The organism is Bdellovibrionales bacterium (assembly GCA_016716765.1).
In the GTDB taxonomy this organism is placed as follows: Bacteria; Bdellovibrionota; Bdellovibrionia; order Bdellovibrionales; family UBA1609; genus JADJVA01.
This window is the reverse complement of record JADJVA010000025.1, coordinates 210,177-236,282: the sequence shown is the minus strand read 5'-3', so window position 1 is coordinate 236,282 and position 26,106 is coordinate 210,177. Positions and strand designations below refer to the sequence as shown.

Genomic DNA, 26,106 nt, shown 5'->3' with positions numbered 1-26,106 from the left:
GGTACTGAGAGTTAATTATCTTAAAATACTCGAAAATCGTCAATTACATTACGATCCACTCGACCTTTAGAGAGCGCGGCCTTAATTTTTTTTACCAAGACGACTGTCAGATAGTCATCGACTCCCGCCTCTTCATACTCTGGGCCTAGCGTCGAAGATTCACGAACCTGCTTTCTAATAACTCCCTCAACCGAGTAGGGACGCCGGTCCCCAAGGACATAAACGTGGGCATAATATCTTACATTCGTACGCCCAGCAGCTCTGGCCTTCTTTTCAACAACCACAAAATAGTCTGAAAAAAACTCGCGGCCATTGAGACTGACCTCTCTTTTCCCAACCGGCAAAGAATCAAGCACCGCCCTTTCAATATCAGCCAGCGGTTGATCCAACTCATCGAGACGAAGTCCTCCGTGAGTGCAACTCAGGAGGACGCAAAAGACAAAAGATAGGGTCAGCCGCATTATATTCAATCGTTTACGCTATACCTTTCGCATCCTTCAAAAACTGCTCAATTCCCTTGTCCGTAAGTGGATGTTTCGTCAGTTGCTGGATAACCTTGAAAGGCACTGTGACAATATCAGCACCGATCATCGCTGATTCAAAAATATGAATAGGATGACGTATACTAGCTACTAATATCTGCGTATCAAAACTATAGTTCTGAAAGATTTGCCTCATCTGGCCGATAAGCTCCATTCCATCCTGGCTGACATCGTCAAGTCTGCCCACAAACGGAGAAACCAAAGTTGCCCCCGCCTTAGCCACAAGTAAGGCTTGCAAAGGCGAAAAAACCAGAGTTACATTTGTCTTAATTCCTTCCGCCGCGAAGCGTCTAACTGCGATCAATCCCTCATCGCACATTGGCACTTTCACAACGACATTGTCATGAATCTTGGCTAGCTCAACTCCTTCTCTGTACATCTCATTTGCCTCAAGAGAAAGGACCTCAGCCGACACCAATCCATCGACCTCCTGACAGATCTCCCTGATAACCACGCTGTGTGGCTTACCGGTCTTTGCGACCAAGGTGGGATTTGTCGTGACTCCATCAACGAGACCACGCTTATTCGCCTCTCGAATTTCATCAATCATTGCAGTATCAATAAAAAATTTCATTCCATTCTCCTTCAGAAGCGATTCATTGGGCTAACATTTAAGGCTCCTTAATTCAAAAATCAAGAAGGGTTTTCCCTTGTGCGTAAAACCTGCCCCATTGTTCGTCATGAAACTTTCGCGTTAAAGTGTAGAGGTTTTCCCTCAAGACCGGATGAAAATAGTCTCCCCAAACCTCAGCTGACAGCAAAACAAATTCTGGGCGGCGATGAAGTTCGGGATGAGGCAAAGTGAGTTCAGGAGTCATGACGGCCTCGTCATCAAATGCCAGTAAATTGAGACTCACACTTCTCCGTAAAACTTCACTGCGGTATTTGACTTCGATTTCCCGCAAAAAGTTCAGCAGAGCCTTAGGCTCCTGCGTCGTAGATGCCAAAAGAACAGCGGCTAAACCATCAAATTTTTCCACGCGCTTAAGTTCATGGACATGATCAGGGTGATTGATTTCACCCGAAACCCTGTAAATTGATGAGGACGACAAAACCTCGGCCTCAGTCCTTAACTCCACGACGATCTTCTGCATCAAGAGGGAGCCCTCTGAGGAAAACACCCTTATCCCTAGTAATGCTCGATGAAGTTCCTCAATCATTTTCCTGCCGTTTCCCGCAATCCCAACATATCGCTAACCCCATACAAACCAGCCTTCTGATTTAGCAACCAGGAGGCACAACTTATTGCTCCTCGCGCAAAAATTCGCCGATTCAGGGCGGTATGTTCAAATACCAAAAGTTCTTCCTCAGCCATGACCCAAACCTTGTGAATACCAAATATTCCGCCGCCTCTTCCCGACAAAGGCTCGGGCACTTTTCTGCCTAAGGTTTTCTCTAGCTTGTCCTGAATCATGACAGCCGTTCCACTCGGTTTATCAAGTTTTTTATTGTGATGAAATTCCTCTACCTGAAAATCATAGGCACTCAATGCTCGCATCTTTCCCAATAATTCAAGAAGAACATTTACACCAAGACTCATATTTGCGGACCATAGAACCGGAATAGAACAAGCAGCTCTATCAAGTTCTCGATAATCTTGAGCGCTAAGTCCGGTGGTACCACTGACAAAAGGCACCCCATTTTGAACTGACCACGAGAGGCCTTCCCTGAATAATTCCAAAGACGAAAAATCAATCACAACGTCAACATCCAGAAGCGGAGGAAAGCACGATTTATCCGTTTGTCTGTCCAATTCATAGCCTAGCTCCAAAAGACTATTTTCCTTCAACAAGGAGAGAATTTCCTGGCCCATTCTCCCTCGTGAACCAGTAACTAAAACTTTTTTCTTAGACATCAAACCAACCCCAAGTTTTTCATCTCTTCAACAAGATCTGCGGTTGCAGGCGAACTCATGGCTACCAAGGGAAGTCTCATTTCAGGAGACTCAATGATTCCCATTTTAAAAAGGGCCATTTTTACTCCGATTGGATTGCTTTCTGAGTAAAGTGCCTTTAATAGTCCAGAATATTTCAAAAAACTCTCTTTAACTCTGGTATCACCTTCAACGGCAGCATTCATCATCGCTATTAATTCTGCCGGAATAAGATGAGAAACAACTGAGATAACTCCCCTTCCACCCTCTACCGCTAACTCCAAACAGGAAAAATCATCGCCCGATGTAACAAAAAAACCCTTTGCGCACTTTTTCAAAATTTGGCGACCCAATTCAATATCTCCGCTGGCTTCCTTCACTCCAATAATATTTTCTATTTTGGATAAGGAACTCACTGTTTCCAAGGTCATCGCCGTAATTGTCCTGCTCGGCACATTATAAAGAATGAGAGGAATACTAACCGCTTGAGCCACAGCTGAAAAATGTGCAACAAGTCCTTCTTGCGGTGGCTTGTTATAATAGGGTGTTACGACGAGCAAGCCATCCGCACCCCAGGATTCGGCCTCCTTCGAAAATTCAATCGTTTTACGTGTGCAATTGGAACCAGTCCCCACGACAATGATGGATTTTTCACCAACCTCATTTCTCACAAATCGATAAATTTCTTTCACCTCATGATGATCGAGAGTTGGACTTTCTGCAGTCGTCCCATTCACTATAAATTTGAATATTCCATTTTTAATTTGATGATGAACAATCTTTCTTAAAGAAGAAAAATCCACTGCTCCGTTCTTAAAAGGTGTCACCAAAGCCGTCACAACCCCACAAAAACTATCGGGTTTCATCTTCTTCCTCCTCTTCAGACTGATTTTTTTCCCTATTTATAGGAGACAAGCCGGGGTAATTCATTCCCTCTGTTGCTCGAATATAGGACGGTTTCCCTCTTCCCAACTCCACAGGCCTCTCTGGAGGAAGCGGATCGCCCTTGACCCCACATCCAAAAATGCAGGCAGACAATATTGCAAAGATCAAAAAGGGCAGACCTTGAAATGGACTCATCTGTTCGGGTCTCCCTTGGCAAGAATATCCTCTACGGTCTGAACATGCTCGCACATTTGAGGCTCATAGATAAATCGTCGGCGCACCAAATGGTCACTCTTTTTACATAGGCTCACATATTCTTCCCCTCGCATCCTCTTCTCGTGAGGATCCGTTGCCTGAAGAAACAGATAGTAACGTGGCTCGGGAAAGTCTGGATGTTCCACAGATATCTGACGTAAGGACTTAATCGAAAGCTTTGATCTATGGTGTGCAGCTAAAATTCTGAACCACGCAACAGCTTGTCCATAATTTTTTTCCAAGTCACTCAGTTCCGAATCCCATCTTTTTTGGAACAGAGTGCTCTGCCCCGTACAAATTTGTGATCTCAGTTGAATGAGTTTCACCAATTCATCATAGGGCTGCAAAGCTATGGACTGTGCTGCTAACTTCTCGGCTTCAGCACAGTCTCCCTGTGCCAAGAGAGCCCTTACCCTTGCTGAAAAAATAGTTGTATTTTCTGGCTCCAGGTCCTGTGCTTCTCGATATCTTTCCAGGGCTTCTCTGTTTCTTTTGGCATAGAGGTTGGATTCTCCCAATTCAAAGATTGCCAAGGCCCTGTCGCTGAAAAATTGTCTTGAAAGCTCGTTCAAAGCCACTTTGACAATCGCCCTCTCTCTCATAGAAATCTTTGAATTATTGAGTGCGAAAACGAGCTGGTTCTGAGCTTGAAAACGTTCTCCCCGAAGAGACATCGCACGAGTTTGATCAACCATCTGCTTTACTGAAAGGCCTTCTCCGAGGTTCAGAGCGATCGCGCTCCTATCAATTGAAACTAAAACGGCGAGCCAAATAAGCCTCGCCGTCAAAAAAACAATAAAAACTCTAGTCATCATTTTTTATCAAAACTAGTTAGCTCCAATTTTACCTCACCCATCGCACCGGGTGCTACTTGCTTGATCAGGCCCATAATTGGAACGATTGAAGGGTTGATCCACGCCTCAGAAGTTTCGTTTTTGCTTATATCCTTAATGCGAGCGTAGATGCAATCAAAAGTTCCCGCTGGAACGGTTACTCTGTCCTGTTTTGTTTCCTCAACTTCGGTCTGGCCTGGCTCGGGTGGTTGCTGTTTCTTTCCATTAACTCTTAATTCCAAGATCTTTCCCGTCTGCTTATCGATGTAGATTTCAACTTTTTGCTTTCCCATGAATCCGAGATCCATATCTTGATCAAGCCAAAATCCAACCGTCGTCTCTTCACGAACTGTCATGACGGCCGTTCCCTTAATAAAACCCATATCGATATTGTAGTTAGCCTTTTCTCCCGTCTTCCAAGGCAATCCCATCGGTTCGGCATCACTCATTAAATTTTGCTGAAGTTCGCCGTACGTAAAAATAGGCGTGTCGATGAGGTTTGCATTCGCGTGAATCCCGATCATTAACATTGCGCTGACCAATAGACTTCTCATTTAAATCCTCCTTGAGTTTGTAGAGCTATCGAATCATAGGTTTGCCTGTGAGAGCAAGCAGCTATACACCCACACTGGTATCTGTGGAGCCAGACCAAAGGCGAGGCTCCCGCCTTCAAGATATGGGACCAACTAGAACTTGACGCGGCTTGCTGCCACTCGAAGGCCCTATAACTCCTTCGGCCTCGAACATCTCAATGAGGCGGGCCGCGCGTGGGTAGCCAATTCTAAATCTTCGTTGAATGAGAGAGGCACTAATTTCTTTTAATCCCGCAACATAAGCCAAAATTTCATCATAGCGATCATCAAACTCGGACTCCGTGCCTTGGTTTCCACCAAGCTCGTCAGATAAATCATATCCGCCACCATTGCCCTCAAGAATTTTCATTGCCAATGGATCAAATACGGGCTCACTCTGAGTTGCCCAATGTTCGGTGAGCTGAGTCAGCTCAGCCTCACTGACGTAGGCCCCATGATGACGCTCGGGTTTTGCTACTCCAGGAGCTAAATAGAGCATGTCTCCTCTTGTCAGAAGTCTTTCCGCACCACTTTCATCGAGAATAATTCGAGAATCCATTTTACTTGCAACTTTGAAGCTCACCCTGCCCGGAATGTTTGTTTTTATCAGTCCCGTCACAACATCACGACGAGGACTCTGCATGGCTAGGATAAGATGAATACCGCAAGCCCGAGCCATTTGAGCCAAACGCACAACGGAATTCTCAACATTGGACTTATCAACGGCCATTAAATCTCCAAACTCCTCCACAACAATAACCAGATAGGGTTGAGCCTCATAATAATAATCATCGAGTCTGGCTGCCCCAGTTAATTCCGACTGAAATTTCTCATGTTGCGCTAACTCTGGCCCACTCAATTTACTCACTATTTCATTAAACGCCTCAAGACCTCGAGCGCCAAATTTCGACATCGATCGATATCTTTTTTCCATTTCCCGAATAGCCCATTTAAGTGCTCCAACGGCTTTTTGAGGCTCTCGAATGGGAGGCATTATGAGGTGAGGGCAGTGGCTAAAAGCAGCTAAATCTACTTGCTTTGGATCAACCAAAATGAGTCGCAGCGTTTTAGGTGAATGACGAAACAAGAGACCCGCCAAGAACCCTACCACAAACACAGACTTCCCAGAACCCGTCGAGCCAGCCACAAGCATGTGTGGCATTTTTCTAAGATCCACTACTTTTGGTTCACCGTCAGCCTGGCGACCCAAAGCGATCGGCAATTTCATTTCTTCATCCCAAAATTCCTCTTGCATCAAAATGTCTTTAAGAAACACTGTTTCACGATGGGGATTCGATGTTTCAATTCCGACGACGTCACGACCTGGTATAGGAGCAATGATACGGACTGATTCACTGCTTAATGCCAAGGATAAATCGTCCGCCAAATCTGTTATTTTGCTGATTTTGACGTCGGCAGCAGGCTTAAATTCAAACATCGTAATGGCCGGACCTGGCTTTATTCCAACGACGTTTCCGCGTATTGAAAACTGTCCAAGTTTATCAATCAAGATCTTTGCTTTGATTTTGACTTCTTTTTCATCCAAAAGATTTCTCCCTGGAGGAGGATCTGCCAATATCGACAAATTTGGGAGAGACCAATTCTCAACTCGTTCAATGGCTCTTTTGGAAACACCAACATTGTGTCTCTTTGTCATATTTGTTGTTCTATTGACTAAAAAACCAGACAATGCAGGCTCTTCCGTCTGGTTTTCCCCTAGTTTTGTGGGAAAAAGAGAGTTATCAAGGTTTTTTGGTTTTTCTGTTGCGAATGATTTCATAGGCAATTTCTGAGTCAAAGGCGCCGCGGATTTTCCGCTCTCATTTTTTATTGCAAAGAGCGATCTTCCTACCCTTTCCGGATGTTTTTTTTCTCCCTTCAAAAATATCTTGGTATCTACTGACTCTCCGACTGTATGGGACTCACGAAACGAGGGCAAGAATTCCAAACTTAGTAAGCCCTTTATTTTCTTTCTTGATTTCGTAGCAATAAGTTTCAGAAAAGCCGATGGAAGAAAAAATAAATCCTTCAATGTTTGTTCGGAATAAAAAATCAGTAGAACGACAGTTGCTGTCCACAGAATGACTGCAACTCCAGCAAAGTTGAATATCCTTACCAAGCCTTTTGAAACCATCATTCCTACCAAGCCAGCAGCAGGAATTTGTTGAGCAAACATTCGTGTATTTGGAAAATAGAGCCCTATCAATGAGCAGCTTGTAGCGAACAGGAGGATCGACCAAACCCAGCGGCTGCCATTAAAGCTTCTTTCTCGATTCAAAAAGCAAATCCATGAAATTCGAAAAAAAGAAATCACGATCAGCCATGCAGAAGCACCTAAACACTGATAAAAAATATCAGCCATGAAAGACCCAAAGTAGCCGCAATAGTTGGCTACTCTATGAACGCTCCCGGTTGAGTTAAAGGAGGGATCCATGGGGTGATAGCTCATCAACGCAAGGGCCACAAATACGCCCATAGCCAGCCACACGAGTCCCAGAATATCACCCCTAAATTTGTTAAATAAATGATTCATTCCAATAGCTTATGGCATATTTTTCTGGCTTGCCAGTCTGGATTTGACTTTTCGATTGAGGAGAATGAAAAGGGGAGACTATCAAGCTGGTTTATCACTCCGCTCTGACTGTCCTTTCGTCCAGCTCTATAGAGAGAAGTTGAACAAATGGACGATTTAAAGATCAATGAGATATTTTTCAGTATTCAGGGTGAATCTTCGCTCGTCGGATGGCCAACCGTTTTCATTCGTACGTCTGGCTGCCATTTGCGCTGCTCTTACTGTGATACTCAATATGCCTACAACGAGGGCAAGCTGATGGGAATGGACATAATCATTGCCCAGGTGAAGTCCTTTCAAACCCGCCATGTCTGCGTCACTGGGGGCGAACCTCTTTTGCAAAAAAATTCCTTAGGGCTCATGAGGAAGTTGTGTGATTTGGGTTATATTGTGTCCCTTGAAACAAGCGGGGACTTGAGCTGCTTGAATGTTGATGAACGCGTTAAGAAAATTATTGATGTCAAGACTCCCGATAGTGGCGAGCCTCAGGCCTTCTGCTCAGAAAATCTTCAGTTGCTGGAAGACGTCAATTCTGAATTCAAATTTGTTATCTGTTCAGACGAAGATTTTGAATGGGCTGAGAGATTTATACGCAGAACTGGCCTGTCGATGGGATCGCGCGTTTTATACAGCCCATCATATGGAAAAGTCTCAGAAAAATGGCTTGCAAATAAAATTCTTTTTGAGAAATCAAGTGCGCGGTTGCAATTGCAATTGCATAAGTATATCTGGAGGGATGCAGAGCGCGGTGTCTAGCTGGAGCTTGTTCTGCTTTTTTTATTGTTTCGGGTTAACCGGGGGGGTGGGGATTCGCATGGCACCGAACCTCAATAGTTCAAATCATTTGTTCGTGGCCAATCTTCAGTCTGTAAGTCTTGAAAGATTAGTAAAGAGCAAACTTGAAGTATTTTTTGCTCAGCAACGAGATGCTCAAATCGAGCTGAATGACTTCTACAGAATTTACCTGGAACAGGTTGAAAAACCTCTTCTGGAGGAAGCGTTACGTGCTAATTCTGGCAATCAAGTCCGTACTGCAAAAATGCTTGGCATAAACCGCAACACTCTCAAGAAAAAGATTGATACTTACAAGATTAGAATTAGAAGTATAAAACATTCGGAAACTTAATGTACGAGCACCAGCGGGTCCTGTTAAAAATAGCAGCCTGAATTTGGCCCGCACCTTGATGTTAAAACAGAAAATAGTCGAATCTTCGGTAGGGTCGAGGTCATGTTGTTTTTATTTTCCATTCCGTTTTTGAATGCTAGATCTCTTTCAGAAAAAGGAATTTACTGAAGTGATTGATAAAAAGATTCCCCCACAAAATATGGAAGCAGAACAAGCCATTCTTGGTGGCTTGCTTTTGGACCCTCCCGTCTGGGATGAAGTTTGTGAAATTGTGTCTGAGACTGACTTCTACAAACCAAGTCACAGGCGAATTTATGCCTGCCTCAAAGAAATGAACCGAAAAAATTTGCCGACGGATTTGGTTACCGTTGGCAATTGGCTAAACGACAGAGGAGATCTGGAGTCTGTCGGCGGAATTCCTTACCTTGCTGAATTGATTGAACAGACTCCCACTTCTGTCAATATAGGAAATTGGGCAAAAATTGTTCATGACAAGGCTCTTTTGAGAAAGATTATTCAGCTCAACCAACAGTTTGTTCAGAAAGCATTTGATCAGGACTTTGAAGATTTACCGGCCTTTATCAATAATTTGGAATCCGAGGTTTTTGCTCTTGCCCAAGAGAAGCAGAGCACGGGCCTTGTGCAAGCCAACGAAATTGTTAAGGGCAGTTTAGAAAGATTAGAAGGCCTTTACGGAAAAAACTTGAGTGTAACAGGTGTGTCCTCTGGTTGGCCTGAGTTAGACGATCTCACCAGCGGATTTCAACCGGGAGAGTTGTGTATCATCGCCGCTCGACCCTCGATGGGAAAAACTGCTTTTTGCTTGAATTTGGCAACTTACGCCGCGATTCACAACAAAAAGAAGGTCGCTTTTTTTTCGGTGGAGATGAGTTCTGAATCAGTCATGATGCGTCTTCTTTCTACCGTTGCCCGCATATCGATGAGTGATCTGCGGGTTGCTCACATCGCAGACGATGGATGGCCAAAGCTGATCAATGCTGCGGCCCAAATAAGTGAATCTAGTTTATTTATCGATGATTCGTCGGGAATTAGTCCTTTTGAGATTCTCTCAAAATGCAGGCGTCTGAAAGCCCGCCAGGGAATCGACATGATTATCATTGATTACCTCCAACTCATGAGTCTTAAGGCAAAGGTGGACAATCGCGAGCGCGAAGTTTCTGAAATTTCCAAAACTCTCAAAGCTATCGCAAAGGAACTGAAAATCCCAGTCATTGCATTGGCTCAATTGAATCGTGGGGTCGAGGCGCGACAAAACAGACGACCTCTGCTTTCCGATCTCCGGGAGTCAGGATCCATTGAACAGGATGCCGATGTCATTATGATGCTTTATCGCGAGGAGTATTATGAAAAGGACAATTCTGATATTCGGGGTGTCGCAGAAGTCATTATTGCAAAGCAGCGTAACGGACCCACCGACACCGTAAAGCTCCTGTGGAAACCTGAGTTTGGAGAATTTCGCAGTTTCGAAGAGAGAGCCAGAGGACCAATGCCTCCAACTCCTGACGAACCAAATCAGGGCAGGGAGGGCGGCTCGCGTGGTTCATTTAATCCCCGCTCCCCACATTCAGGAGAAGGTGGAAAGCCAAGAAACTACGCCCCTGGTGGAAGTGCTTAGCACAATAATCAAGTAGCTCTTACTAATTCCTGCTGGATTAGCGTCCAGAACTCCTCACGATTACCTGTCCTTCCTTGCTCGATTGACCACGGCCTTGTTCTAATGATGTTTTGTGGGAGGGCTTTCACGTGAAAGGTTCTGAGCTTCTGGAAGCAATAGCCGAAGCCACTGGACTTCCCAACAACCTCATCCTTTCTGAATTGAATAAATTAGTACAAAAAGAACACTATCCGCTTGATCAATTAACGCTCGACGAGCTCCGAGAAGTTTTGGCCGACTATCTTCAAGACATACTAACAGAAGCCAGAAACACTTCTCGATAAAACCCCGCTCACATTATATCAGTTTTTTAACAGACCTATGCCTATTCGCGCTCGACGTTAATAGAAATCTCAGCTTCCAAACCATCGCCAAGTTTCACGACTGCTTTGTGCTGTCCTAGCACTCGAATCTGCTCTTCAACATGGATGTCCTTTTTATCCACTTCAATTCCACTCTTTTCGAGTTCCGTTGAAATTTCTAAAGTTGTGACACTTCCAAACAGCTTTTCAGTTTCTCCTGCCGCGCGCTTAAAGGTGACAGTTATTCCCTGAAGTTTATTGACTACTTCTTGTCTCTCAGTCTTTGCCTTTTTCTTCTTTATTTCTGCAACCTTGCTGAGATGCGCCCATTCCTTTTCGCGCTTCTCTGTAGCCTCTATGGCGAGCCTACGAGGAAAAAGAAAGTTTCTCGCGAAACCATTTTTTACAGAAACCAGATCGCCAATTTTTCCCAGATCTTTCACATCTTTTTGTAAGATGACTTTCATGCTAATCTCCATCTCTCAAAGAGTCTTATTAATTTGCTTTGTTCGCTTTTCAAATCTATTACGAAAATCCATCCAATAATCAATTAATCCCACCACACTAACTATGATGAAGAGTTGCAAAATCAACAGGATCGTCCATATGACCCTCCAAAATGCTGACAGCTTCATTTTATCAAAGAGTGACGTAAATACGGCCAACCCCTGAAAAAAATAGAGAAGCACGCAAACATTCAGGAAGTTGATAGCAAGAACCTGAATCCATTTGAAGTCTGACTTCAAAAAACTCCCTAGAAGGGAAACAATAACAACCCAAACAAAGACATCTGGAAGACGAAAATGCTTTAGATATGCAAGTTCCGATTCTTCCCCTTTGCCAGCCCATTCCCTTATACGCGGTTCAGTCACCAAAAGTAGAGCTGAAGCGAGCAGCAAGAGAACGACAACCCCCGAAGGAGCCTGCAACAGAACGTCTTCAACTCCTAAGTTGAAATCCCCCTAAATAGAGACACGCCTTCAAATTTTGATTTAACGGACTCGAGCAATAAAAGATACCAACCTTTTCCAACCCTCAAAGTCCAAAAAACAAAACATAGACTCCCTATAATACTCGTGAGCGAGACCGCCACCGCTGCACTTGAAAGCGGGCTCCACCTGCTCTCTAGCAACTCGCTATAAAAACCCACCAGAATCGTTAAAAGAAGAAAAACGATGGCAATTGGCTTCCAACCCAGGCCAAACATAACGAGACTCAAGCCAACGGTTAAAATCCAAAACAAAAAACGGCCCATTACTAAGCGTAACACCCTGAGTGGAGGCGCCCCCAAAACAACTGTAATAGTTGTCATGACAACCGCCCACAACGCCAAAAAAGAGGACCTAAAGATCATCCTCCTAGATAGAGCCACTTTCTCTCCTTATAAAATAAATCAGGTGAATTCTCAGCTCGCTTACTTAAAAACGCTCTCTCCGTTGAGTCCCGGCTGCCTTACGTTGCTGAATTTTTACCTCTCGCTCTTTTTCGCGATTGGCCGTCTCTTGTAAGGCATCTCTGTAGCGCTCTAAATATTTCGTTAGATTCTCGCGATCATCCAATCGCAGATGCATGAATCGCAACACTCTCTCATTGATTTTCATCGTTCGCTCGAGTTCAGCAATAACATCCCCATCCGCTTCAAATGTCGTATGAAAATAAATGCCCATCGTATTCTTCTTTATTTGATTGGCCAAACGACGCTTTCCCCACGTATCGAGGTGATTTATTTTTCCTCGAAAACTTGCGATTGTTCCTGCATTTTTCTTCAAAATGGCCTTTTGTTCTAATTCGGTGCAATCCGGGTGAAGAATCACAACACCTTCATACTTCTTCAAAATATTTTCCTGAGTAACCGTCACTTAAGATATCCTTTCGGTTAATGGCCCTCGTCCAATTACGAGAGCAAGGATGATGAGTAAAAACTACGGTGACCATCTCTAACATGCTTGATGCCCAACGACAAGAGCTCCCTCTCCTCAACTTCGGACCTGAAAATATCGAAATTTATTAATATTTCTAGTTACTTGGATTATATTAAGTCATGGAGCTTGCATTTTTTGTTTTAACAGGCCCGGCCAAGGGGCGGCTTTTCCCCATCCAACCAGGAGTCACTGTCGGCCGTTTGGAGGGAGACATCGTCCTTTCTGATCTAAAGGTCTCAAGTAAACACGCTCGGGTGGAGAGGGACAATCAAGGAGGTTTGACTCTCATTGACCTTGGATCCACGAACGGTATCAAGATAGATGGTCAAAAGGTCGGGTCTATTAAGCTCAATCCAGGCTTGCGCATCCAGCTCGGAAGTTCTCTGCTTGAGGTTCAAATCTACACAACTGAAAATATCCTAAAGAACTCACAAGAGCCTCTCTCCAACCTAAACGAGAAGTCTGGCCGCGAAAGAGGAGAAGGCGAATTTCACGCAATCTCTAAAATCAAAGTCCAGCCCAAAGCCGCAGAAGAGAACAAACAGCTCAAGTGGAATGAGATAGCAGTTGAATTTCTCAAATCTAAGAAAAATAGAATCAAAAATCGCCCAAAGCTTCTTGTACCCTTTAGTCCCCCCCTCATACTCACTTTTGTGCGGGGACTCCAATTCGATACGACCTGGTACCTGGGGTACGGACCTCGAACCGCTGGGGCTGAGTCCTTTGATATGCCTATTCTCGAAACGGGCGCTCCAGGTCTTTGCTTTGAAATATGGCCCACGCCTCAAGGTCCTACATTTAAAACCCATCACCCCAATATCGTTTTGCTAAATAACAAACCCATAGCCAATGCACACTTGAAATCTGGAGATATGATCTCTATATTCGACTGTCAGATTAAGATGGGCTTCGATGAAAAAATTCAGTAAAAGTACCGGCTATTTCAAAAGCTTTGACGGAACTCGAATCTATTTTGAGGTTCGCGGCAGCGGCAAACCTTTGATTCTTGCCTACGGGATCGGTTGCCTCATCAACCACTGGCAACACCAAATTAAATATTTCTCCAGAAGCTACCAAACAATTACTTTTGATTACCGAGCTCACCATTTATCCGATACTCCCGCCGACCGTAAGGATCTTAACGTAGACGGGATGGCCAGAGACATTCGAGGCCTCCTCGATCACCTGGAAATAGAACAGGCGAGCCTCTGGGGTCACAGCTTTGGAGCGCAGGTAATTACTCGGGCCTACGACATGTTCCCAGAATCCATAGCCAACATGATTTTTATAAACGGCTTTGTGACCGACCCAATCAAAGGGATGTTTGGCAACGATTTAGCTAGCTCCGTATTCACTTTCTTTAAGGCCGGTTATAAAACTTTGCCAGAAACTATATCCTATATATGGAAACGAGCCATTAACAATCCCATGGCCATTCAGGCTTTGACTCTTGCAGGTGGATTCAACTTAAGCTTGACGAGCTTGAAGGATATCGAGATCTATGTTCGTGGTATCGCTTCAATGGATCTCGACTCATTTATCACTATCTTTGAACAAATGATGAAGTTTGACGGCCTACCAATTCTTGAGAGAATCACCTGCCCAGTTTTAATTATTGCTGGAAGTAAAGACACCGTAACTCCGTTGAAATTCCAAGAAGAAATGCACCGTCGAATTTGCAATAGCCAACTTTTAGTTGTTCCCTACGGTTCTCATTGCACACAGTTGGATATGCCAGAATTTGTAAACCTCAGGATTGATAAGTTTTTGAAAGAAAACGGTCACTTTGCAAAATAACCCTAAAAAGATCAAGCCTTCAATGAAACATTGAAAATGGATTCATTATTTAAAGGCTATTGCTTTGATATCAAATCCATACTTACCAACGCTGTTATCACTCTTTATTGTTATTATCATTGTGTCTCCGTTGACCACTGGGGAGAAGGTGTCTTCATTGTCTCCTGACCATGAACCGACAATTGTTCCATTTAGATCGCTAAACGTCACCACATCATAGTTTAATTCAGTTTCAAATTTTGAAAATAGAACAGCTATCTTACTTGCGCCAGGGTGGCTGATTTTCCATGTCTCAGTGTAGTTATCTGTATAAGGATGAGGGGAAGATATTGAATACGACTCCTGCATCCAGTTAAACGGGTCCTCCGCATCTGGCTGATGAGGGGTTTGGGTAATAGCATGATAAGCATTTACCATTCCAGATATGACTTTATTTCTCAACCGGCGGCTTGGTTTGGCAAATGAAATCAATCTCCTTTTGAGTTCAATGCCATTCAAGCCCATGTCTGAAGCCAAAAGGAGAGCCGCAACCCCTGAGACATGGGGTGCTGCCATAGAGGTTCCGGACCAAGATTCATAACCAGATGGTGTTGTGCTAAAGATATTCACTCCAGGCGCAGCCACATGGACTGAAGCTTTGCCCCAATTAGAGAATTCTGCCAGTTCTCCTTTGTTGTCCACGGCAGCGACTGAAATAATATTTCCCACAGTATAACTCGCAGGGTAGGAAGGTTTCACATCGCTATTTAAAGATGAATTGCCAGCTGCTGCGACAAAAAGTACACCCGCTCTCTCAGAGCGCTGAATTGCTTCCTCAAGAGCTTTGCTGTAGCCTCCACCACCCCATGAATTATTCATAATATTTGCGCCCATGGCGGTCGCATAATCAATGGATTCAACAGCATCTGCTAAATTTCCAGACCCATCGGCTCCAAGAAACTTCACTGCCATGATCTTCACATTCCACGCTACGCCCACAATCCCCAAATTATCATTTCCTTTGGCCCCAATAGTTCCAGAACAATGGGAGCCATGGCCATGATCATCTCTGGGACTACCATCTTTGTTCGCAAAATCATATCCATGGACATCATCCACGAATCCATTATTGTCATCATCTACACCTGCCACGCCATCTTGTTCCTGTGCATTCACCCACATATTGGGACTCAGATCAGGCAGAGTTTCATCTACTCCGGTATCGATCACCGCAACCACAACGGCGGAGGAACCAACTGACAAATTCCAGGCACTTTCAACGCCAATATCGACACCGAATATCCCCTCCGAGCCTGCAGAATCGGGCTGTCCCACGTTGATCAATCCCCATAGTTTTGATAGCTCAGGATCATTCGGAAGCCGATTTATTTTATATATATAGTTTGGCTCCGCATATTCAACAAAAGGGCTTTCAGACAATTTTTGAAGGGCTGAAGAAGCTATTTCGATAGCAGGTCTTCTCACCAATACGGAACCGGATTGTGAAGACAAATAGCGAACGAGTCCACCCAACATTTTCCCCAGAACACTTGGTGGCAATTTTCTGCTATTTCCCGTTTTTAATTTAACCAAAAATTCTCCGGGTACCGCGGGAACGTCCCCTTCTGCAAGTGCCAATGTGCAAACTAAATTCAAACACAAAAGGAAAGCCAAAAGCTTAGTACTGTGCAGCAATCTTCCATGATTGAGCATCTAGATCTCCCTGCTAAATTTTTTCCGACGGTCTCTATTCTGGCGCACTTATTCAGGATCAAGTTCCAAAATGGTACCAAATGCTGTTTCGATAACGAATAAGCTTCTTCCTTCAGCATCCCAATTTAGACTTAAGTATTAATAAGGCAAAATCACAATTGTGGAAAATTCTGTGGGTTCATGTTGACTGAGAGTATAGCAATAGCCGCAACCAGGTACATCTATCCACGAATTCCAGATCCGGCCAATCTGCTTGAACTATCTTTCGAGAACTGAACCAATCAAAAATTGGCGATTCATTTGAGCAATGCTCTCGAGAGAGATATCTTTTGGGCATGCTGCGGCACAGGCCCCTGTGTTCGTGCATCCGCCAAATCCCTCTTTGTCCATCTGTCTCACCATTTCTAGAACTCTTCCGTGTTTCTCAACCTCACCTTGTGGAAGAAGAGAGAGGTGAGCTAATTTTGCCGAAACAAATAAATTTGCAGAAGCATTCATACAAACAGCAACACAAGCTCCGCAGCCGATACAGGTCGCAGCCGAAAAAGAGCGATCAGCCTTATCCTTGCCGATGGGTATGGCATTCGCATCTTGCGCACTTCCTGTCGAAGTTGATACATACCCGCCTGCAGATATAATTCGATCAAATGCAGATCTATCAACCATTAAGTCCTTTATGACAGGAAAGGCCTTTGCCCTAAATGGTTCGATAACAACAGTATCTCCATCTTGAAATCGACGCATATGCAGCTGACAAGTCGTGGTGCTCCCATCCGGTCCATGAGGGTTACCATTGATGACCAGAGAGCAAGCTCCACAGATTCCCTCTCTGCAATCATGATCGAATTCAACAGCTGCCTCACCGATCTTTACCAATTGCTCATTCATCACATCGAGCATTTCTAAGAAAGAAGCATCAGTGGATATTTCCTTCAATTCATATTCCATAAAATAGCCCTTATCTTCAGGACCATTTTGCCTCCACACCTTAAGCTTTAAATTTATATTTTTTTGTGAAGTGCCGCCCACATTTCTCTCCTGTAGTTTCAAAATTCTAAATTACTTATAACTACGAGTTGATAATTTCACATGCTCAAACAAAAGAGCCTCTTTGTGTAAATTCCAATGCATCTTCCCTCCATCTTGAGAGTAGTCCCAAGCAGATACATGACAAAAGTTTCCATCGTCGCGCATCGCTTCATTTTCGGGGGTCTGATACTCCTCTCGAAAATGTCCTCCGCAAGATTCATTTCTCTCCAAGGCATCTAAGGCCATCAGCTCACCCAGTTCTAAGAAATCAGCCACACGGCCCGCCTTTTCAAGTTCAGAATTCTTGAAAGTGGGTTCACCGGTCACTTTCACGTCCTGCCAAAAACGGTCCCGAAGACTTCGAATTTCCAAGCCAACCTGCTTCAGCCCATCCGCCTTCCTCGACATACCCACATGCTCCCACATCAAGTGTCCCAATTGACGGTGAAAATCGTCAACGGTAGAAGACCCCTTTATAGCCAAAAGGCGATTGTATTTCTGCGTTACTTCCTCTCGACTTGCCTTAAAGGCATCATGATTTTCATCTATTTTTGGCAGTTTGGTCGATGCCAAAAAATTTCCTATAGTATAGGGAATCACGAAGAAACCATCTGCAAGTCCCTGCATCAGCGCCGAAGCTCCAAGCCTGTTGGCGCCATGATCAGAAAAATTGGCTTCTCCCAAAACATGAAGTCCCGGAATTGTGCTTTGCAAATTGTAATCAACCCAAAGCCCCCCCATCGTATAATGAACGGCCGGATAGATTCTCATGGGTACAGAGTACGGATTTTCTCCAGTTATTTTCTCATACATTTGAAAGAGATTGCCGTACTTTTCGGCAACCGCAGCCTCTCCCAACCGATCGAGGGCATCTTTAAAATCTAGATATACAGCAATCCCAGAAGCCCCCACTCCGCGCCCCTCATCAACGCGAAACTTGGCCTGCCGAGAAGCAACATCGCGAGGCACAAGATTTCCGAAGCTCGGATAAATCCTCTCTAGATAGTAATCACGTTCTGCCAGAGGTATTCCTTGAGGTTGTCGCTTATCACCTTTCTGTGCGGGAACCCAAACTCGACCATCGTTACGAAGAGACTCAGACATAAGAGTTAGCTTCGACTGATAGGTACCCGAAACCGGGATACATGTCGGATGAATTTGAGTAAAACAAGGGTTAGCAAAATAAGCACCCTTTTTATGGCAGCGCCAGGCCGCTGTGACATTTGAATTCTTTGCGTTTGTCGATAAATAGAAAACGTTACCATAACCGCCAGTGGCTAGCACCACAGCGTCGGCAACATGGGATTCTATCTGACCTGTGGTCAGATTTCTGACAGTGATCCCTCTGGCTATGCCATCAACCAAAACTAAGTCCAACATTTCTCGTCGCGGATAAAGGGTAACCCCACCTTCCTTCACCTGTCTCATCATGGAAGAGTAAGCCCCAATCAATAACTGCTGACCAGTCTGGCCTCGAGCATAGAAGGTGCGCGACACTTGGGCTCCCCCAAACGATCGATTATCGAGCAGCCCCCCGTATTCTCTCGCAAAAGGAACGCCCAATGCCACGCAATGATCGATAATTTGAGTTGAGACCTGAGCCAATCGATAAACATTGCTTTCTCGAGCGCGAAAATCTCCTCCCTTGACCGTGTCATAGAACAGGCGGTAAACGGAATCTCCGTCATTGCGATAATTTTTCGCAGCATTAATGCCGCCCTGAGCCGCAATCGAATGAGCCCGGCGAGGTGAGTCCTGGATACAAAAGGCCTTTACGTTGTACCCAAGTTCAGCCAAGCTCGCCGCTGCAGAGCCACCGGCTAAACCAGTCCCTACAACAACAATATTAAATTTTCTTTTATTTGCTGGGTTCACCAATTTCAGATTGAATTTGTGTCTTTCCCAGGATGATTCAATCGGGCCCGAGGGAGATTTACTATCCAATTTATTTGTGGCCATGATTAACCCCTATAGATAAAAAATACGTAAAGAGGTTGAGAAAGAAAGCCAGACATAACCACAACCCCATAAACAATCCCCATTTTCTTCATTAAACATTGGTATCTTGGATGATGTATTCCAAGAGTTTGTAGGGAGGACGAAACACCGTGAGCCAAATGAAGGCCAAGAGCCAATAGACACACAATGTACCAAGCCACGTACCCCGGCTGGCGAAAAACTTCTACGACCAAGCGATGCAGATCACGTGCAACCACACCACCATATTCCACTTCATAGACATTTCCATATTTGAACGTAATCAAATGCAGAATCATGAACGCCAGTATCAATAGTCCTTGAGCCCACATGGTTCTAGAAATAAGGCCTGTGGCCTTTGAGCCCGCAGCGGGCACTGCGTAACGACTCGAACGAGTCATTCTGTTTGATAAAGTTAACTTTATCGCCAAACCGATGTGAAAAAAGAAGCACAACACAAGCCCAATTTCTGCCGGATACAACAGTGGACTTGTCACCAGTGCATGCCCATAGAGATTGTAAGCCCTAGGACTGACCAAAATGAGTAGGTTGCCCAGCATGTGAGCCAATACAAACAAACTCAGACAAATCCCAGTTATTGCAACGAGATATTTCTTCCCAATATTCGAACTGATAAAACAAGACTTCTTAATCATTCTAAAAGATCCTCGAAGGAGTTCATATTCGCGCTCCATAAGCTAACTCTCCAAAGGCGAGCTGTCTATTGCTCAGGAACAACAACAGCCGAAAAAGAAGCAGAGAGTCACATAGCTCTCGTTTGCCTTTTGAAAGCCAATAAAATATAAATTCTTATTTTTTCCGACAAGAGGACACGATGAAAATCTTTGTCTGCATAAAGCAGGTTCCGGATACCGAGTCAAAAATTCGACTTAAGAGTGACTCCTCAGGAATCGATGAAACAGGAATAAAGTGGGTCTTAAATCCATACGACGAGTTTGGCTTGGAAGAGGCACTCAAGTTAAAGGAGGCTCAGCCGGGATCTTCCGTGACTGTCCTGAGTCTAGGCCCCAAAAAACGTGTCATAGATGCTATTCGCACGGCTCTGGCAATGGGTGCCGATGATGGGATACTCATTGATTCTCCCGATTTTGTAGATGGATATTTAACGGCCAAGGCCTTGGCCAAGGTCATTAAAGCCGAAGGACCATTCGATTTAATTTTTACTGGAAAACTTGCTATTGATAGCAATAATTCCTTTGTCAGTCAGGCCATTGCTGAAGCCCTTTCGATACCTCATGCGACGGTCGTTTCAAAATTAGCATACGAGGGAACTAGCGCCACCGTGGAGCGCGAAACTGAAGGAGGCACGCGTGAAATCATTCAGCTCAAGGGACCTTGTCTGATCGGGGCAAACAAAGGTCTCAATACTCCTCGCTACGCCAATCTTCCGGGAATTATTAAAGCCAAGAAGAAACCCGTCAAGGAAATCAGTTTGGGTGAACTTGAGCTTGAAGTAGAGACCCAAAAGGTTTCATTTGGTTCTTTTCTTTTGCCTGCCGAGAAGGCTGCGACCAAAATCCTGCAGGGAGACATGAGCGCGCAGGTTGCCGAACTTGTCCAACTGTTAAAAAATGAATCGAAAGTACTGTGAGGTAAATCGTGTCAGTATTCGTCTTTTGTGAGTTCCAACATGGGCAACTAAAAAAGGGAGCTCTTGAGTTGCTCGGTGCCGCAAAGCAATCGGGTCGTCCCGTTGTCTCTGTGGTACTCGGTCCGGAAGCCCCGTCGGTGGCATTGCAGACCTTTCACTATGGGGCTCAGAAGGCACTCGTTTGCGATAGCAAGGATCTGGTGCTCTATAATTCGGAAATTTATGCAGACCTGCTCAGTCTAATTATATCGGAACACAGGCCGGAATTAGTTCTCGCTTCTTCCTCTTTGTTAGCCCGAGATCTTTTCCCTCGAGTTGCTGCTCGTACCGATTCTGCTTATACGTCTGACTGCACCGAATTGAATTTGAAAGAGGGGGGCCTTCATGTTCGAAGAGCTCTCTATTCTGGAAAATGTTCGGCCTCTGTTAATTTCAAAAACTGTGCGACAAAACTTGTATTGATGAAGCAAAATCAGCTTCCTATTCTTGCGCCTGATATCACGAGGACAGGAGAGGTCGTAACTGTAAAAGTACCCTCGTCTGACTTGAAGACTCTCGTGAAAGAGGTTGTAATGGGAACATCAAAAAAACTCGACCTTACAGAGGCCAATATCATCGTCTCTGGAGGAAGAGGTCTGAGGGAGCCCGGAAACTTCTCTTTATTGGAGGCTCTCGCAGATACCTTAGGCGCCTCCGTTGGTGCCTCTCGTGCAGTGGTAGATGCCGGCTGGGTTCCTCACGGAATGCAAGTTGGTCAAACTGGAAAGACGGTAAATCCTTCCCTCTATATCGCTGTGGGTATATCGGGGGCCATCCAACACATGGCGGGTATCATGGGTAGCAAAGTTATAGTTGCGATCAACAAAGATCCCGAAGCTCCCATTTTTCAAAAGGCAACTTTTGGAATTGTGGGCGATCTTTTTGAGGTCGTGCCCCAACTGACTGCAGAATTCAAACGAACGCTGAGTTAACTCCTTGGTGTTTAGAACAGTTCTTCTTTCTCGCCTTGCCTGGATCTTTTATCGCCTTCTGTCAGCAACATGGAGGGTTCATGTTACAGAAGATCCTCTCTTTGTAAGTAGGAAGGGGGCTGGATTGCCGACTGTGCTTGCCCATTGGCACGGAGATGAGTTGGCGGTGTTGCATCTGGTTGGCCGGCTCCATTTGGCTACCATGACTTCAACCAGTTCCGATGGTCAAATCATTGACTATGTTATTCGTCGTCTTGGAGGTGTCACCTCCAAGGGATCTTCCACCCGAGGCGGCGTTGCGGCCTTAAAAGGACTCATGCGGTGGGGAAAATCAGGAAGGCCTCTTTCGATGGCCGTTGATGGCCCCAAAGGCCCATTGCACCAAGTCAAAAGCGGTGTTTTTGAGATTTCAAGACTTCTTGATGCACCCATTTTTCCAGTTGGTGTTTTCTGCACAAATTTTTTTGTTTTCAAAAAATCCTGGAATAAAGCGATTTTACCCTTTCCATTTTCGCGAATCGCCATCGTCTTTGATAAACCTCTTGCCCCAGTGAGCAAACAAGCAGACCCTCGGTCCTCTGAACTGGCAGAGCGGCTCTCACTGTCTCTTGATAATGCAAAACAGCAAGCTCTTAAATTCATTGCGGTCCCATAGGACGAGTGCTAGCGTTTTTAACTAGGAAACCTAAGTAAAAAGAGGATGGTCTATGCTTCGACAGCAGTTTGTTTTGTCCCTTGTTTTATTTTGTTTGGGATTCAAGGCAAGCGCTGATGTTGTCGCCAAAGTCGGAAAAAAAACCATCACCACTCAAGACTTCAACGCCAAATATGATGAGATTAAAAAGCAGACTATTAATCCGCCTCCGCCAGAGCTGTTTCTAGAGGACCTCATTCGCTACGAAATCGGCGTGCAGGAGGCCGAAGCGAAGGGCCTTCGCAGCGATCCAGTCGTATTAGAGAGAATTAACCAGGAACTTTACAAAGTTCTCATTGAAAAGGCCATTGGCGATAAGATCAAGGCCATCAAAGTCACAGAAGAGGAAATGAAAGCCCAGTACAAGAAAAATCCTGATTTCAGAATTAGCCATATTCTCATTGAATTTAAGCCCACTGCCACAGAGAAGGAAAAGGAAGAGGCCCGAAAGCATGGGGAAGAAATTCTCCGCGAAGTGAAAGCAAGCAAGCGCCCATTTGAAGAGCTCGTTAAACTCTATTCTGACGACACGATAAGCAAGGAAAATGGTGGTGATATTGGCTTTCAATCTAAGGTGACTCTCCTACCTCCAATTTATGATACAGTTGTGAAAATGACCCCGGGAGAAATCAAAGGTCTGGTAGAAACACGTTACGGCTTTCACATACTAAAACTCAACGAACGTGGGCGTTTTCAAAATGCTAACAAGCAACACCTTCGAGCCGCCACATTCGATGAGAAGAGAAAGGCAATTTTTGACGAGTACTTTGCAAATATCAAAAAGAAATATAAAATCGAATCAAATCCGAAACTAGTTAAAAACTTGAAATGATTCAATGTGTTCGGGTAATTGAGATCCTCCGTCCAAGGATGAAAGCAGCAAGTTTTTTTGCAACTTTGATCTGCCTTAGTGGATGTTTCAATAAAAAATCTGAAATCACCGACAAACCGATAGTTCGAGTCAATGAACAATCTCTTTCTACCAAGGAATTCGCAGAGCAACTCGCTCTGCGACTAAGGGATTTCGATGCGATTAGAGTCAAGGAAGAACGAGTCTTGCAACAAGCTAAAGATCAAGTCATCAATGATTTCATTATCGAAACATTAACTCGAGATTGGGCAACCAAAAACAAGATCTATGTCACTACCGAAGAACTTGAGTCTGAGGTAAAATCTATCCGCGGTCAGTATCCAGATGATCTCGCCTTTCGAAGATCTCTCAGCAATCAAGGTACCACCTTCGACTATTGGCAGGAGAAAATTAAGTTCAGCCTCCTCCAAAAGAAGGTGTTGAGCGAAATCAAGAAGGGTATGTCTCCTCCCACAGAGGCCGAAATAAAGAGTTTTTATGACACTCACAAGGAAGAATTCCAGAGCCAGGAGCGAGTTCGCTTGCGTCAAATTGTGCTTGACTCTGAGAGCAACGCCAAACGCATCTATGACGAAGTTCGTCGCGGTCGTTCCATCAAGGACCTCGCGACAAGCTTTTCAATTGCCCCAGAAGCCGAAAAAGGAGGAGATATCGGGTGGATTGCAAAGGGAACCCTCGATATTTTTGATGCGGCGTTCGCAATGCGCGTGGGACAAAGAAGTGAGGTCGTAAAAAGCCCTTATGGCTACCATATTTTTGAGGTTGTTGATAAAAGACGAGCGACACTAGAAACCTTAAAGGCAACTGAAGACAGAATCAAACGGCGCCTTGTTGAAAAGGCTGAGCAGCAAGTTTACTCGGCCTGGCTAGAAGAGAAATTGAGATCCTCGCGCGTCTTTAAGGATCAAGAATTGATAAGATCTCTGACAGTTGAAACGAAGGATGAGTAAAAATGGGAAGATGGATTGCAACCTTAGCTTTTATTTTCGGGGCAAATTTGTATTTTGCGAACGCCCGGGTAATTGAAAGGATTTTGGCTGTCGTAAATGATGAAATAATTATCCAAACGGATCTTGATTCCTATAGGACTAAATTAAATACCGGCGGGCTCATTGACGACGCGGTTCTGAGAATTAGCGACAAAGCGGCGCTACTTTCAGATCGCAAGGCTCTGATCAACCACCTCATAGACGAACGACTTCTGGATTCGGAAGTTAAGAGTCAGGGTCTTGAAGTTCCAATAGAGAAGGTGGAACAGGAGATTCGCTCGATTTCACGTCGCAATGGAATATCACGAGAAAATTTGAAGGCAGCTCTCACAGAGAAGGGAGTCAATTTTTCTGACTATCAGGAATTTATTCAAACAACACTGGAGCGTCAGTCGCTCATTGAGAAGGAGGTCAGCTCAAAAATTAAGATTTCTGATGATGACATCACTTCTTATTATGTGAATCACATGGGCGATAAAAATGCCAATGTATACAGTTACAGCTTGTCACATATTCTGTTTCTTACAAAAAAGGGAGATAAGGTCGCCAGAGACAATGCCCAGATGATCATTGATAAACTGAAATCTGGCACTGTTTCATTTGATAAACTTGCTGGTCAATTCAGCGAAGATCCAAATTTTTCACAGGGAGGATTTCTAGGCACCTTCAAGGCGGGGGAGATGTTGCCTGAAATTGAGGCCGCGGTAAGGGGGCTTGCAGTCAACGATATAACCGGAATCATTAAAACGAAGGCTGGATACCACATAGTTCAAGTGACGAAAAAATCCGTGGTCGCCAACCCAAATTTCGAGGCAAAAAAGGACGAGATTCGAGGAATTTTATTTGCACAGGCATTTAAGAGTGGCCTTAGGCAATGGCTAGATGCAAAACGCAAGGATGCCTTTATTCGGGTTAACCCTTCGTGAATCGACCCATTAAGATCGTTATAACGACTGGTGACAGTGACGGTATTGGAACTGAAATCACTGCCAAGGCCCTAACAAAACTGAAACCTCAAAAGGGTATTCACTTTATTTTTTGGCGATCTCCTCGTTGTCCATCCAAACATCTAAGACTCATTGATTCTCAATTTTCACGAATTCGAGTGGCTACATGGCCGGAGGCTCTTCGAGTGGCACCGGGAAGTCACAAAGACATTGTTGATATCTGTTCCAATCTCCGCCCTCCTGCCTGGGTCGAGCTCTCTGCCAAAGGAAGTTTATTTGGTCATGTTGACGCTATAGCCACTGCACCACTCTCAAAACTAGAGATTGTGAATGCTGGATATGATCTCGTTGGACACACCGAAATTTTAAGGAAGGTCGCAGATGCCAAACACCTTTTTATGGCGTTTGTTGGAAAACGATTTAATGTTCTTCTTGTTACTGGCCATATTCCCCTCAAGGATGTTCCTGCCCAACTGAACCATGAACTACTTGGTCAGGCTATATCTGCCGCCAATCGCCTTCGCAAACTTCTCGGTGGTTCTAAAAAGGAAAGGCCCTTGGGACTTGTGGGCCTCAATCCTCATGCCGGTGAAGGTGGGATTATTGGAAACGAGGAAGATTTCGTCTTTCAGTCGGCCATTAAGGACGCTCGCCGTCATAAGATTCCTATTGAAGGACCTCTCGTTCCAGACGCTGCCTTTTTTGAGGAAAACTGGCGCAAATACAGTGTTTTCGTATGTCCCTATCACGATCAAGGACTGATCCCTTTTAAAATGGTGCACGGGCAAAAATCCGGCGTACATATCACCATGGGACTTCCGTTTGTTAGAACAAGCGTGGACCATGGAACAGCAAAAAATATATTTGGAAAAAATAAGGCAAACCCCAACTCTATGAGAGAGGCCATCCAGTGGGCCATCATGTTAGCTAAACAGGCGGCTGATAGACCATCTCTCATTATCTAAGGAGT

At 44.6% G+C, this 26,106-nt stretch carries 30 protein-coding genes; 13 read left to right on the top strand and 17 right to left on the bottom strand.

The genetic code is table 11. The features are described 5' to 3' along the window. Positions 1 to 20 precede the first annotated feature (20 nt). The 9 genes from IPL83_17455 to IPL83_17415 all read right to left on the bottom strand — a co-directional run bounded on the left by IPL83_17455 (position 21) and on the right by IPL83_17415 (position 7,493). Complete coding sequence (locus IPL83_17455; GenBank protein ID MBK9040912.1) at positions 21 to 461, bottom strand: hypothetical protein; 441 nt, start codon at positions 459 to 461, stop codon at positions 21 to 23. 13 nt (positions 462 to 474) lie between these two features. After that, positions 475 to 1,116, bottom strand: coding sequence for a fructose-6-phosphate aldolase (gene fsa / locus IPL83_17450; GenBank protein ID MBK9040911.1), 642 nt, complete (start codon positions 1,114 to 1,116; stop codon positions 475 to 477). 52 nt (positions 1,117 to 1,168) lie between these two features. Continuing rightward, positions 1,169 to 1,636 carry a 2-amino-4-hydroxy-6-hydroxymethyldihydropteridine diphosphokinase gene (locus tag IPL83_17445; protein ID MBK9040910.1) on the bottom strand — a complete coding sequence of 156 codons (468 nt, stop codon included), beginning with the start codon at positions 1,634 to 1,636 and terminating at the stop codon, positions 1,169 to 1,171. A 62-nt stretch (positions 1,637 to 1,698) separates the two neighbouring features. Next, complete coding sequence (locus tag IPL83_17440; GenBank protein ID MBK9040909.1) at positions 1,699 to 2,397, bottom strand: 4-hydroxy-tetrahydrodipicolinate reductase; 699 nt, start codon at positions 2,395 to 2,397, stop codon at positions 1,699 to 1,701. Beyond that, complete coding sequence (locus IPL83_17435) at positions 2,397 to 3,281, bottom strand: 4-hydroxy-tetrahydrodipicolinate synthase (GenBank protein ID MBK9040908.1); 885 nt, start codon at positions 3,279 to 3,281, stop codon at positions 2,397 to 2,399. The genes IPL83_17440 and IPL83_17435 overlap by 1 nt, the downstream gene beginning before the upstream one ends. Further along, positions 3,268 to 3,495, bottom strand: a complete 228-nt coding sequence (locus IPL83_17430) for a hypothetical protein (GenBank protein ID MBK9040907.1) — start codon at positions 3,493 to 3,495, stop codon at positions 3,268 to 3,270. The genes IPL83_17435 and IPL83_17430 overlap by 14 nt, the downstream gene beginning before the upstream one ends. After that, positions 3,492 to 4,370: a tetratricopeptide repeat protein gene (locus IPL83_17425; GenBank protein ID MBK9040906.1), complete on the bottom strand. Its 879-nt coding sequence runs from the start codon at positions 4,368 to 4,370 to the stop codon at positions 3,492 to 3,494. Before IPL83_17425 ends, IPL83_17430 begins: the two co-directional genes overlap by 4 nt. After that, positions 4,367 to 4,837, bottom strand: a complete 471-nt coding sequence (locus tag IPL83_17420) for a hypothetical protein (protein ID MBK9040905.1) — start codon at positions 4,835 to 4,837, stop codon at positions 4,367 to 4,369. The genes IPL83_17425 and IPL83_17420 overlap by 4 nt, the downstream gene beginning before the upstream one ends. 220 nt (positions 4,838 to 5,057) lie before the next feature. Next, a complete protein-coding gene (locus IPL83_17415; protein MBK9040904.1) occupies positions 5,058 to 7,493 on the bottom strand; it encodes a DNA translocase FtsK in 2,436 nt (811 codons plus the stop codon). Positions 7,494 to 7,640: 147 nt separating this feature from the next. Here IPL83_17415 and IPL83_17410 point away from each other — a divergent pair, with 147 nt between their 5' ends. From IPL83_17410 to IPL83_17395, 4 genes are all read left to right on the top strand, one after another. Continuing rightward, positions 7,641 to 8,288 (top strand): radical SAM protein, encoded by a 648-nt coding sequence (locus tag IPL83_17410; GenBank protein ID MBK9040903.1) that lies wholly within the window; start codon positions 7,641 to 7,643, stop codon positions 8,286 to 8,288. Between the two features lie 58 nt (positions 8,289 to 8,346). Further along, positions 8,347 to 8,658, top strand: coding sequence for a site-specific DNA inversion stimulation factor (locus IPL83_17405; GenBank protein MBK9040902.1), 312 nt, complete (start codon positions 8,347 to 8,349; stop codon positions 8,656 to 8,658). Positions 8,659 to 8,830: 172 nt separating this feature from the next. Next, positions 8,831 to 10,294, top strand: a complete 1,464-nt coding sequence (gene dnaB / locus IPL83_17400) for a replicative DNA helicase (protein ID MBK9040901.1) — start codon at positions 8,831 to 8,833, stop codon at positions 10,292 to 10,294. A gap of 128 nt (positions 10,295 to 10,422) precedes the next feature. After that, positions 10,423 to 10,617: a hypothetical protein gene (locus tag IPL83_17395; GenBank protein ID MBK9040900.1), complete on the top strand. Its 195-nt coding sequence runs from the start codon at positions 10,423 to 10,425 to the stop codon at positions 10,615 to 10,617. Positions 10,618 to 10,658: 41 nt separating this feature from the next. Here the strand turns inward: IPL83_17395 and IPL83_17390 are convergent, their stop codons facing one another. The 4 genes from IPL83_17390 to rpsF form a co-directional block, all read right to left on the bottom strand. Beyond that, positions 10,659 to 11,102, bottom strand: coding sequence for a 50S ribosomal protein L9 (locus IPL83_17390; protein ID MBK9040899.1), 444 nt, complete (start codon positions 11,100 to 11,102; stop codon positions 10,659 to 10,661). A gap of 15 nt (positions 11,103 to 11,117) precedes the next feature. Further along, entirely contained in the window at positions 11,118 to 11,564 is a 447-nt protein-coding gene (locus tag IPL83_17385; GenBank protein MBK9040898.1) for a DUF2232 domain-containing protein, read from the bottom strand. A 17-nt stretch (positions 11,565 to 11,581) separates the two neighbouring features. Continuing rightward, on the bottom strand, positions 11,582 to 11,947 hold the full coding sequence (locus IPL83_17380) for a hypothetical protein (GenBank protein MBK9040897.1): 366 nt from the start codon (positions 11,945 to 11,947) through the stop codon (positions 11,582 to 11,584). A 106-nt stretch (positions 11,948 to 12,053) separates the two neighbouring features. After that, positions 12,054 to 12,473: a 30S ribosomal protein S6 gene (gene rpsF / locus IPL83_17375; protein ID MBK9040896.1), complete on the bottom strand. Its 420-nt coding sequence runs from the start codon at positions 12,471 to 12,473 to the stop codon at positions 12,054 to 12,056. A gap of 203 nt (positions 12,474 to 12,676) precedes the next feature. Here rpsF and IPL83_17370 point away from each other — a divergent pair, with 203 nt between their 5' ends. After that, entirely contained in the window at positions 12,677 to 13,486 is an 810-nt protein-coding gene (locus IPL83_17370) for an FHA domain-containing protein (protein ID MBK9040895.1), read from the top strand. Next, a complete protein-coding gene (locus tag IPL83_17365) occupies positions 13,470 to 14,354 on the top strand; it encodes an alpha/beta hydrolase (protein ID MBK9040894.1) in 885 nt (294 codons plus the stop codon). The genes IPL83_17370 and IPL83_17365 overlap by 17 nt, the downstream gene beginning before the upstream one ends. A gap of 45 nt (positions 14,355 to 14,399) precedes the next feature. Here the strand turns inward: IPL83_17365 and IPL83_17360 are convergent, their stop codons facing one another. The 4 genes from IPL83_17360 to IPL83_17345 form a co-directional block, all read right to left on the bottom strand. Then, a complete protein-coding gene (locus tag IPL83_17360) occupies positions 14,400 to 16,046 on the bottom strand; it encodes a S8 family serine peptidase (GenBank protein MBK9040893.1) in 1,647 nt (548 codons plus the stop codon). Between the two features lie 258 nt (positions 16,047 to 16,304). After that, positions 16,305 to 17,051: a succinate dehydrogenase/fumarate reductase iron-sulfur subunit gene (locus IPL83_17355; GenBank protein ID MBK9040892.1), complete on the bottom strand. Its 747-nt coding sequence runs from the start codon at positions 17,049 to 17,051 to the stop codon at positions 16,305 to 16,307. Between the two features lie 54 nt (positions 17,052 to 17,105). Next, positions 17,106 to 19,034 (bottom strand): fumarate reductase/succinate dehydrogenase flavoprotein subunit, encoded by a 1,929-nt coding sequence (locus IPL83_17350; GenBank protein ID MBK9040891.1) that lies wholly within the window; start codon positions 19,032 to 19,034, stop codon positions 17,106 to 17,108. Between the two features lie 2 nt (positions 19,035 to 19,036). After that, positions 19,037 to 19,708, bottom strand: a complete 672-nt coding sequence (locus IPL83_17345) for a succinate dehydrogenase cytochrome b subunit (GenBank protein ID MBK9040890.1) — start codon at positions 19,706 to 19,708, stop codon at positions 19,037 to 19,039. A 179-nt stretch (positions 19,709 to 19,887) separates the two neighbouring features. Here IPL83_17345 and IPL83_17340 point away from each other — a divergent pair, with 179 nt between their 5' ends. From IPL83_17340 to IPL83_17310, 7 genes are read left to right on the top strand one after another with little or no spacing between them, the layout of a single operon-like run. Continuing rightward, on the top strand, positions 19,888 to 20,664 hold the full coding sequence (locus IPL83_17340) for an electron transfer flavoprotein subunit beta/FixA family protein (protein ID MBK9040889.1): 777 nt from the start codon (positions 19,888 to 19,890) through the stop codon (positions 20,662 to 20,664). A gap of 5 nt (positions 20,665 to 20,669) precedes the next feature. Then, positions 20,670 to 21,635, top strand: coding sequence for an electron transfer flavoprotein subunit alpha/FixB family protein (locus IPL83_17335; GenBank protein MBK9040888.1), 966 nt, complete (start codon positions 20,670 to 20,672; stop codon positions 21,633 to 21,635). Positions 21,636 to 21,642: 7 nt separating this feature from the next. After that, complete coding sequence (locus IPL83_17330) at positions 21,643 to 22,290, top strand: lysophospholipid acyltransferase family protein (GenBank protein MBK9040887.1); 648 nt, start codon at positions 21,643 to 21,645, stop codon at positions 22,288 to 22,290. Between the two features lie 52 nt (positions 22,291 to 22,342). Then, entirely contained in the window at positions 22,343 to 23,161 is an 819-nt protein-coding gene (locus IPL83_17325) for a peptidylprolyl isomerase (GenBank protein MBK9040886.1), read from the top strand. Between the two features lie 38 nt (positions 23,162 to 23,199). Then, positions 23,200 to 24,150 (top strand): peptidyl-prolyl cis-trans isomerase, encoded by a 951-nt coding sequence (locus IPL83_17320; protein MBK9040885.1) that lies wholly within the window; start codon positions 23,200 to 23,202, stop codon positions 24,148 to 24,150. A 2-nt stretch (positions 24,151 to 24,152) separates the two neighbouring features. Then, positions 24,153 to 25,115, top strand: a complete 963-nt coding sequence (locus IPL83_17315) for a peptidylprolyl isomerase (protein ID MBK9040884.1) — start codon at positions 24,153 to 24,155, stop codon at positions 25,113 to 25,115. Positions 25,116 to 25,123: 8 nt separating this feature from the next. Beyond that, on the top strand, positions 25,124 to 26,101 hold the full coding sequence (locus tag IPL83_17310) for a 4-hydroxythreonine-4-phosphate dehydrogenase PdxA (GenBank protein ID MBK9040883.1): 978 nt from the start codon (positions 25,124 to 25,126) through the stop codon (positions 26,099 to 26,101). Positions 26,102 to 26,106 lie beyond the last annotated feature (5 nt).

What these genes read in the sequence shown, in the direction of transcription:
- IPL83_17405 (MBK9040902.1), top strand. Translation starts at nt 8,347, where the DNA reads ATGGCACCGAACCTCAATAGTTCAAATCATTTGTTCGTGGCCAATCTT.
- IPL83_17435 (MBK9040908.1), bottom strand. Translation starts at nt 3,281, where the DNA reads ATGAAACCCGATAGTTTTTGTGGGGTTGTGACGGCTTTGGTGACACCT.
- IPL83_17415 (MBK9040904.1), bottom strand. Translation starts at nt 7,493, where the DNA reads ATGAATCATTTATTTAACAAATTTAGGGGTGATATTCTGGGACTCGTG.
- IPL83_17360 (MBK9040893.1), bottom strand. Translation starts at nt 16,046, where the DNA reads ATGCTCAATCATGGAAGATTGCTGCACAGTACTAAGCTTTTGGCTTTC.
- IPL83_17390 (MBK9040899.1), bottom strand. Translation starts at nt 11,102, where the DNA reads ATGAAAGTCATCTTACAAAAAGATGTGAAAGATCTGGGAAAAATTGGC.
- IPL83_17320 (MBK9040885.1), top strand. Translation starts at nt 23,200, where the DNA reads ATGAAAGCAGCAAGTTTTTTTGCAACTTTGATCTGCCTTAGTGGATGT.
- IPL83_17370 (MBK9040895.1), top strand. Translation starts at nt 12,677, where the DNA reads ATGGAGCTTGCATTTTTTGTTTTAACAGGCCCGGCCAAGGGGCGGCTT.
- IPL83_17380 (MBK9040897.1), bottom strand. Translation starts at nt 11,947, where the DNA reads ATGACAACTATTACAGTTGTTTTGGGGGCGCCTCCACTCAGGGTGTTA.
- IPL83_17345 (MBK9040890.1), bottom strand. Translation starts at nt 19,708, where the DNA reads ATGATTAAGAAGTCTTGTTTTATCAGTTCGAATATTGGGAAGAAATAT.
- fsa (MBK9040911.1), bottom strand. Translation starts at nt 1,116, where the DNA reads ATGAAATTTTTTATTGATACTGCAATGATTGATGAAATTCGAGAGGCG.
- IPL83_17325 (MBK9040886.1), top strand. Translation starts at nt 22,343, where the DNA reads ATGCTTCGACAGCAGTTTGTTTTGTCCCTTGTTTTATTTTGTTTGGGA.
- IPL83_17315 (MBK9040884.1), top strand. Translation starts at nt 24,153, where the DNA reads ATGGGAAGATGGATTGCAACCTTAGCTTTTATTTTCGGGGCAAATTTG.
- IPL83_17425 (MBK9040906.1), bottom strand. Translation starts at nt 4,370, where the DNA reads ATGATGACTAGAGTTTTTATTGTTTTTTTGACGGCGAGGCTTATTTGG.
- IPL83_17440 (MBK9040909.1), bottom strand. Translation starts at nt 2,397, where the DNA reads ATGTCTAAGAAAAAAGTTTTAGTTACTGGTTCACGAGGGAGAATGGGC.
- IPL83_17445 (MBK9040910.1), bottom strand. Translation starts at nt 1,636, where the DNA reads ATGCAGAAGATCGTCGTGGAGTTAAGGACTGAGGCCGAGGTTTTGTCG.
- IPL83_17350 (MBK9040891.1), bottom strand. Translation starts at nt 19,034, where the DNA reads ATGGCCACAAATAAATTGGATAGTAAATCTCCCTCGGGCCCGATTGAA.
- IPL83_17410 (MBK9040903.1), top strand. Translation starts at nt 7,641, where the DNA reads ATGGACGATTTAAAGATCAATGAGATATTTTTCAGTATTCAGGGTGAA.
- IPL83_17430 (MBK9040907.1), bottom strand. Translation starts at nt 3,495, where the DNA reads ATGAGTCCATTTCAAGGTCTGCCCTTTTTGATCTTTGCAATATTGTCT.
- IPL83_17340 (MBK9040889.1), top strand. Translation starts at nt 19,888, where the DNA reads ATGAAAATCTTTGTCTGCATAAAGCAGGTTCCGGATACCGAGTCAAAA.
- IPL83_17420 (MBK9040905.1), bottom strand. Translation starts at nt 4,837, where the DNA reads ATGAGTGATGCCGAACCGATGGGATTGCCTTGGAAGACGGGAGAAAAG.
- IPL83_17365 (MBK9040894.1), top strand. Translation starts at nt 13,470, where the DNA reads ATGAAAAAATTCAGTAAAAGTACCGGCTATTTCAAAAGCTTTGACGGA.
- IPL83_17455 (MBK9040912.1), bottom strand. Translation starts at nt 461, where the DNA reads ATGCGGCTGACCCTATCTTTTGTCTTTTGCGTCCTCCTGAGTTGCACT.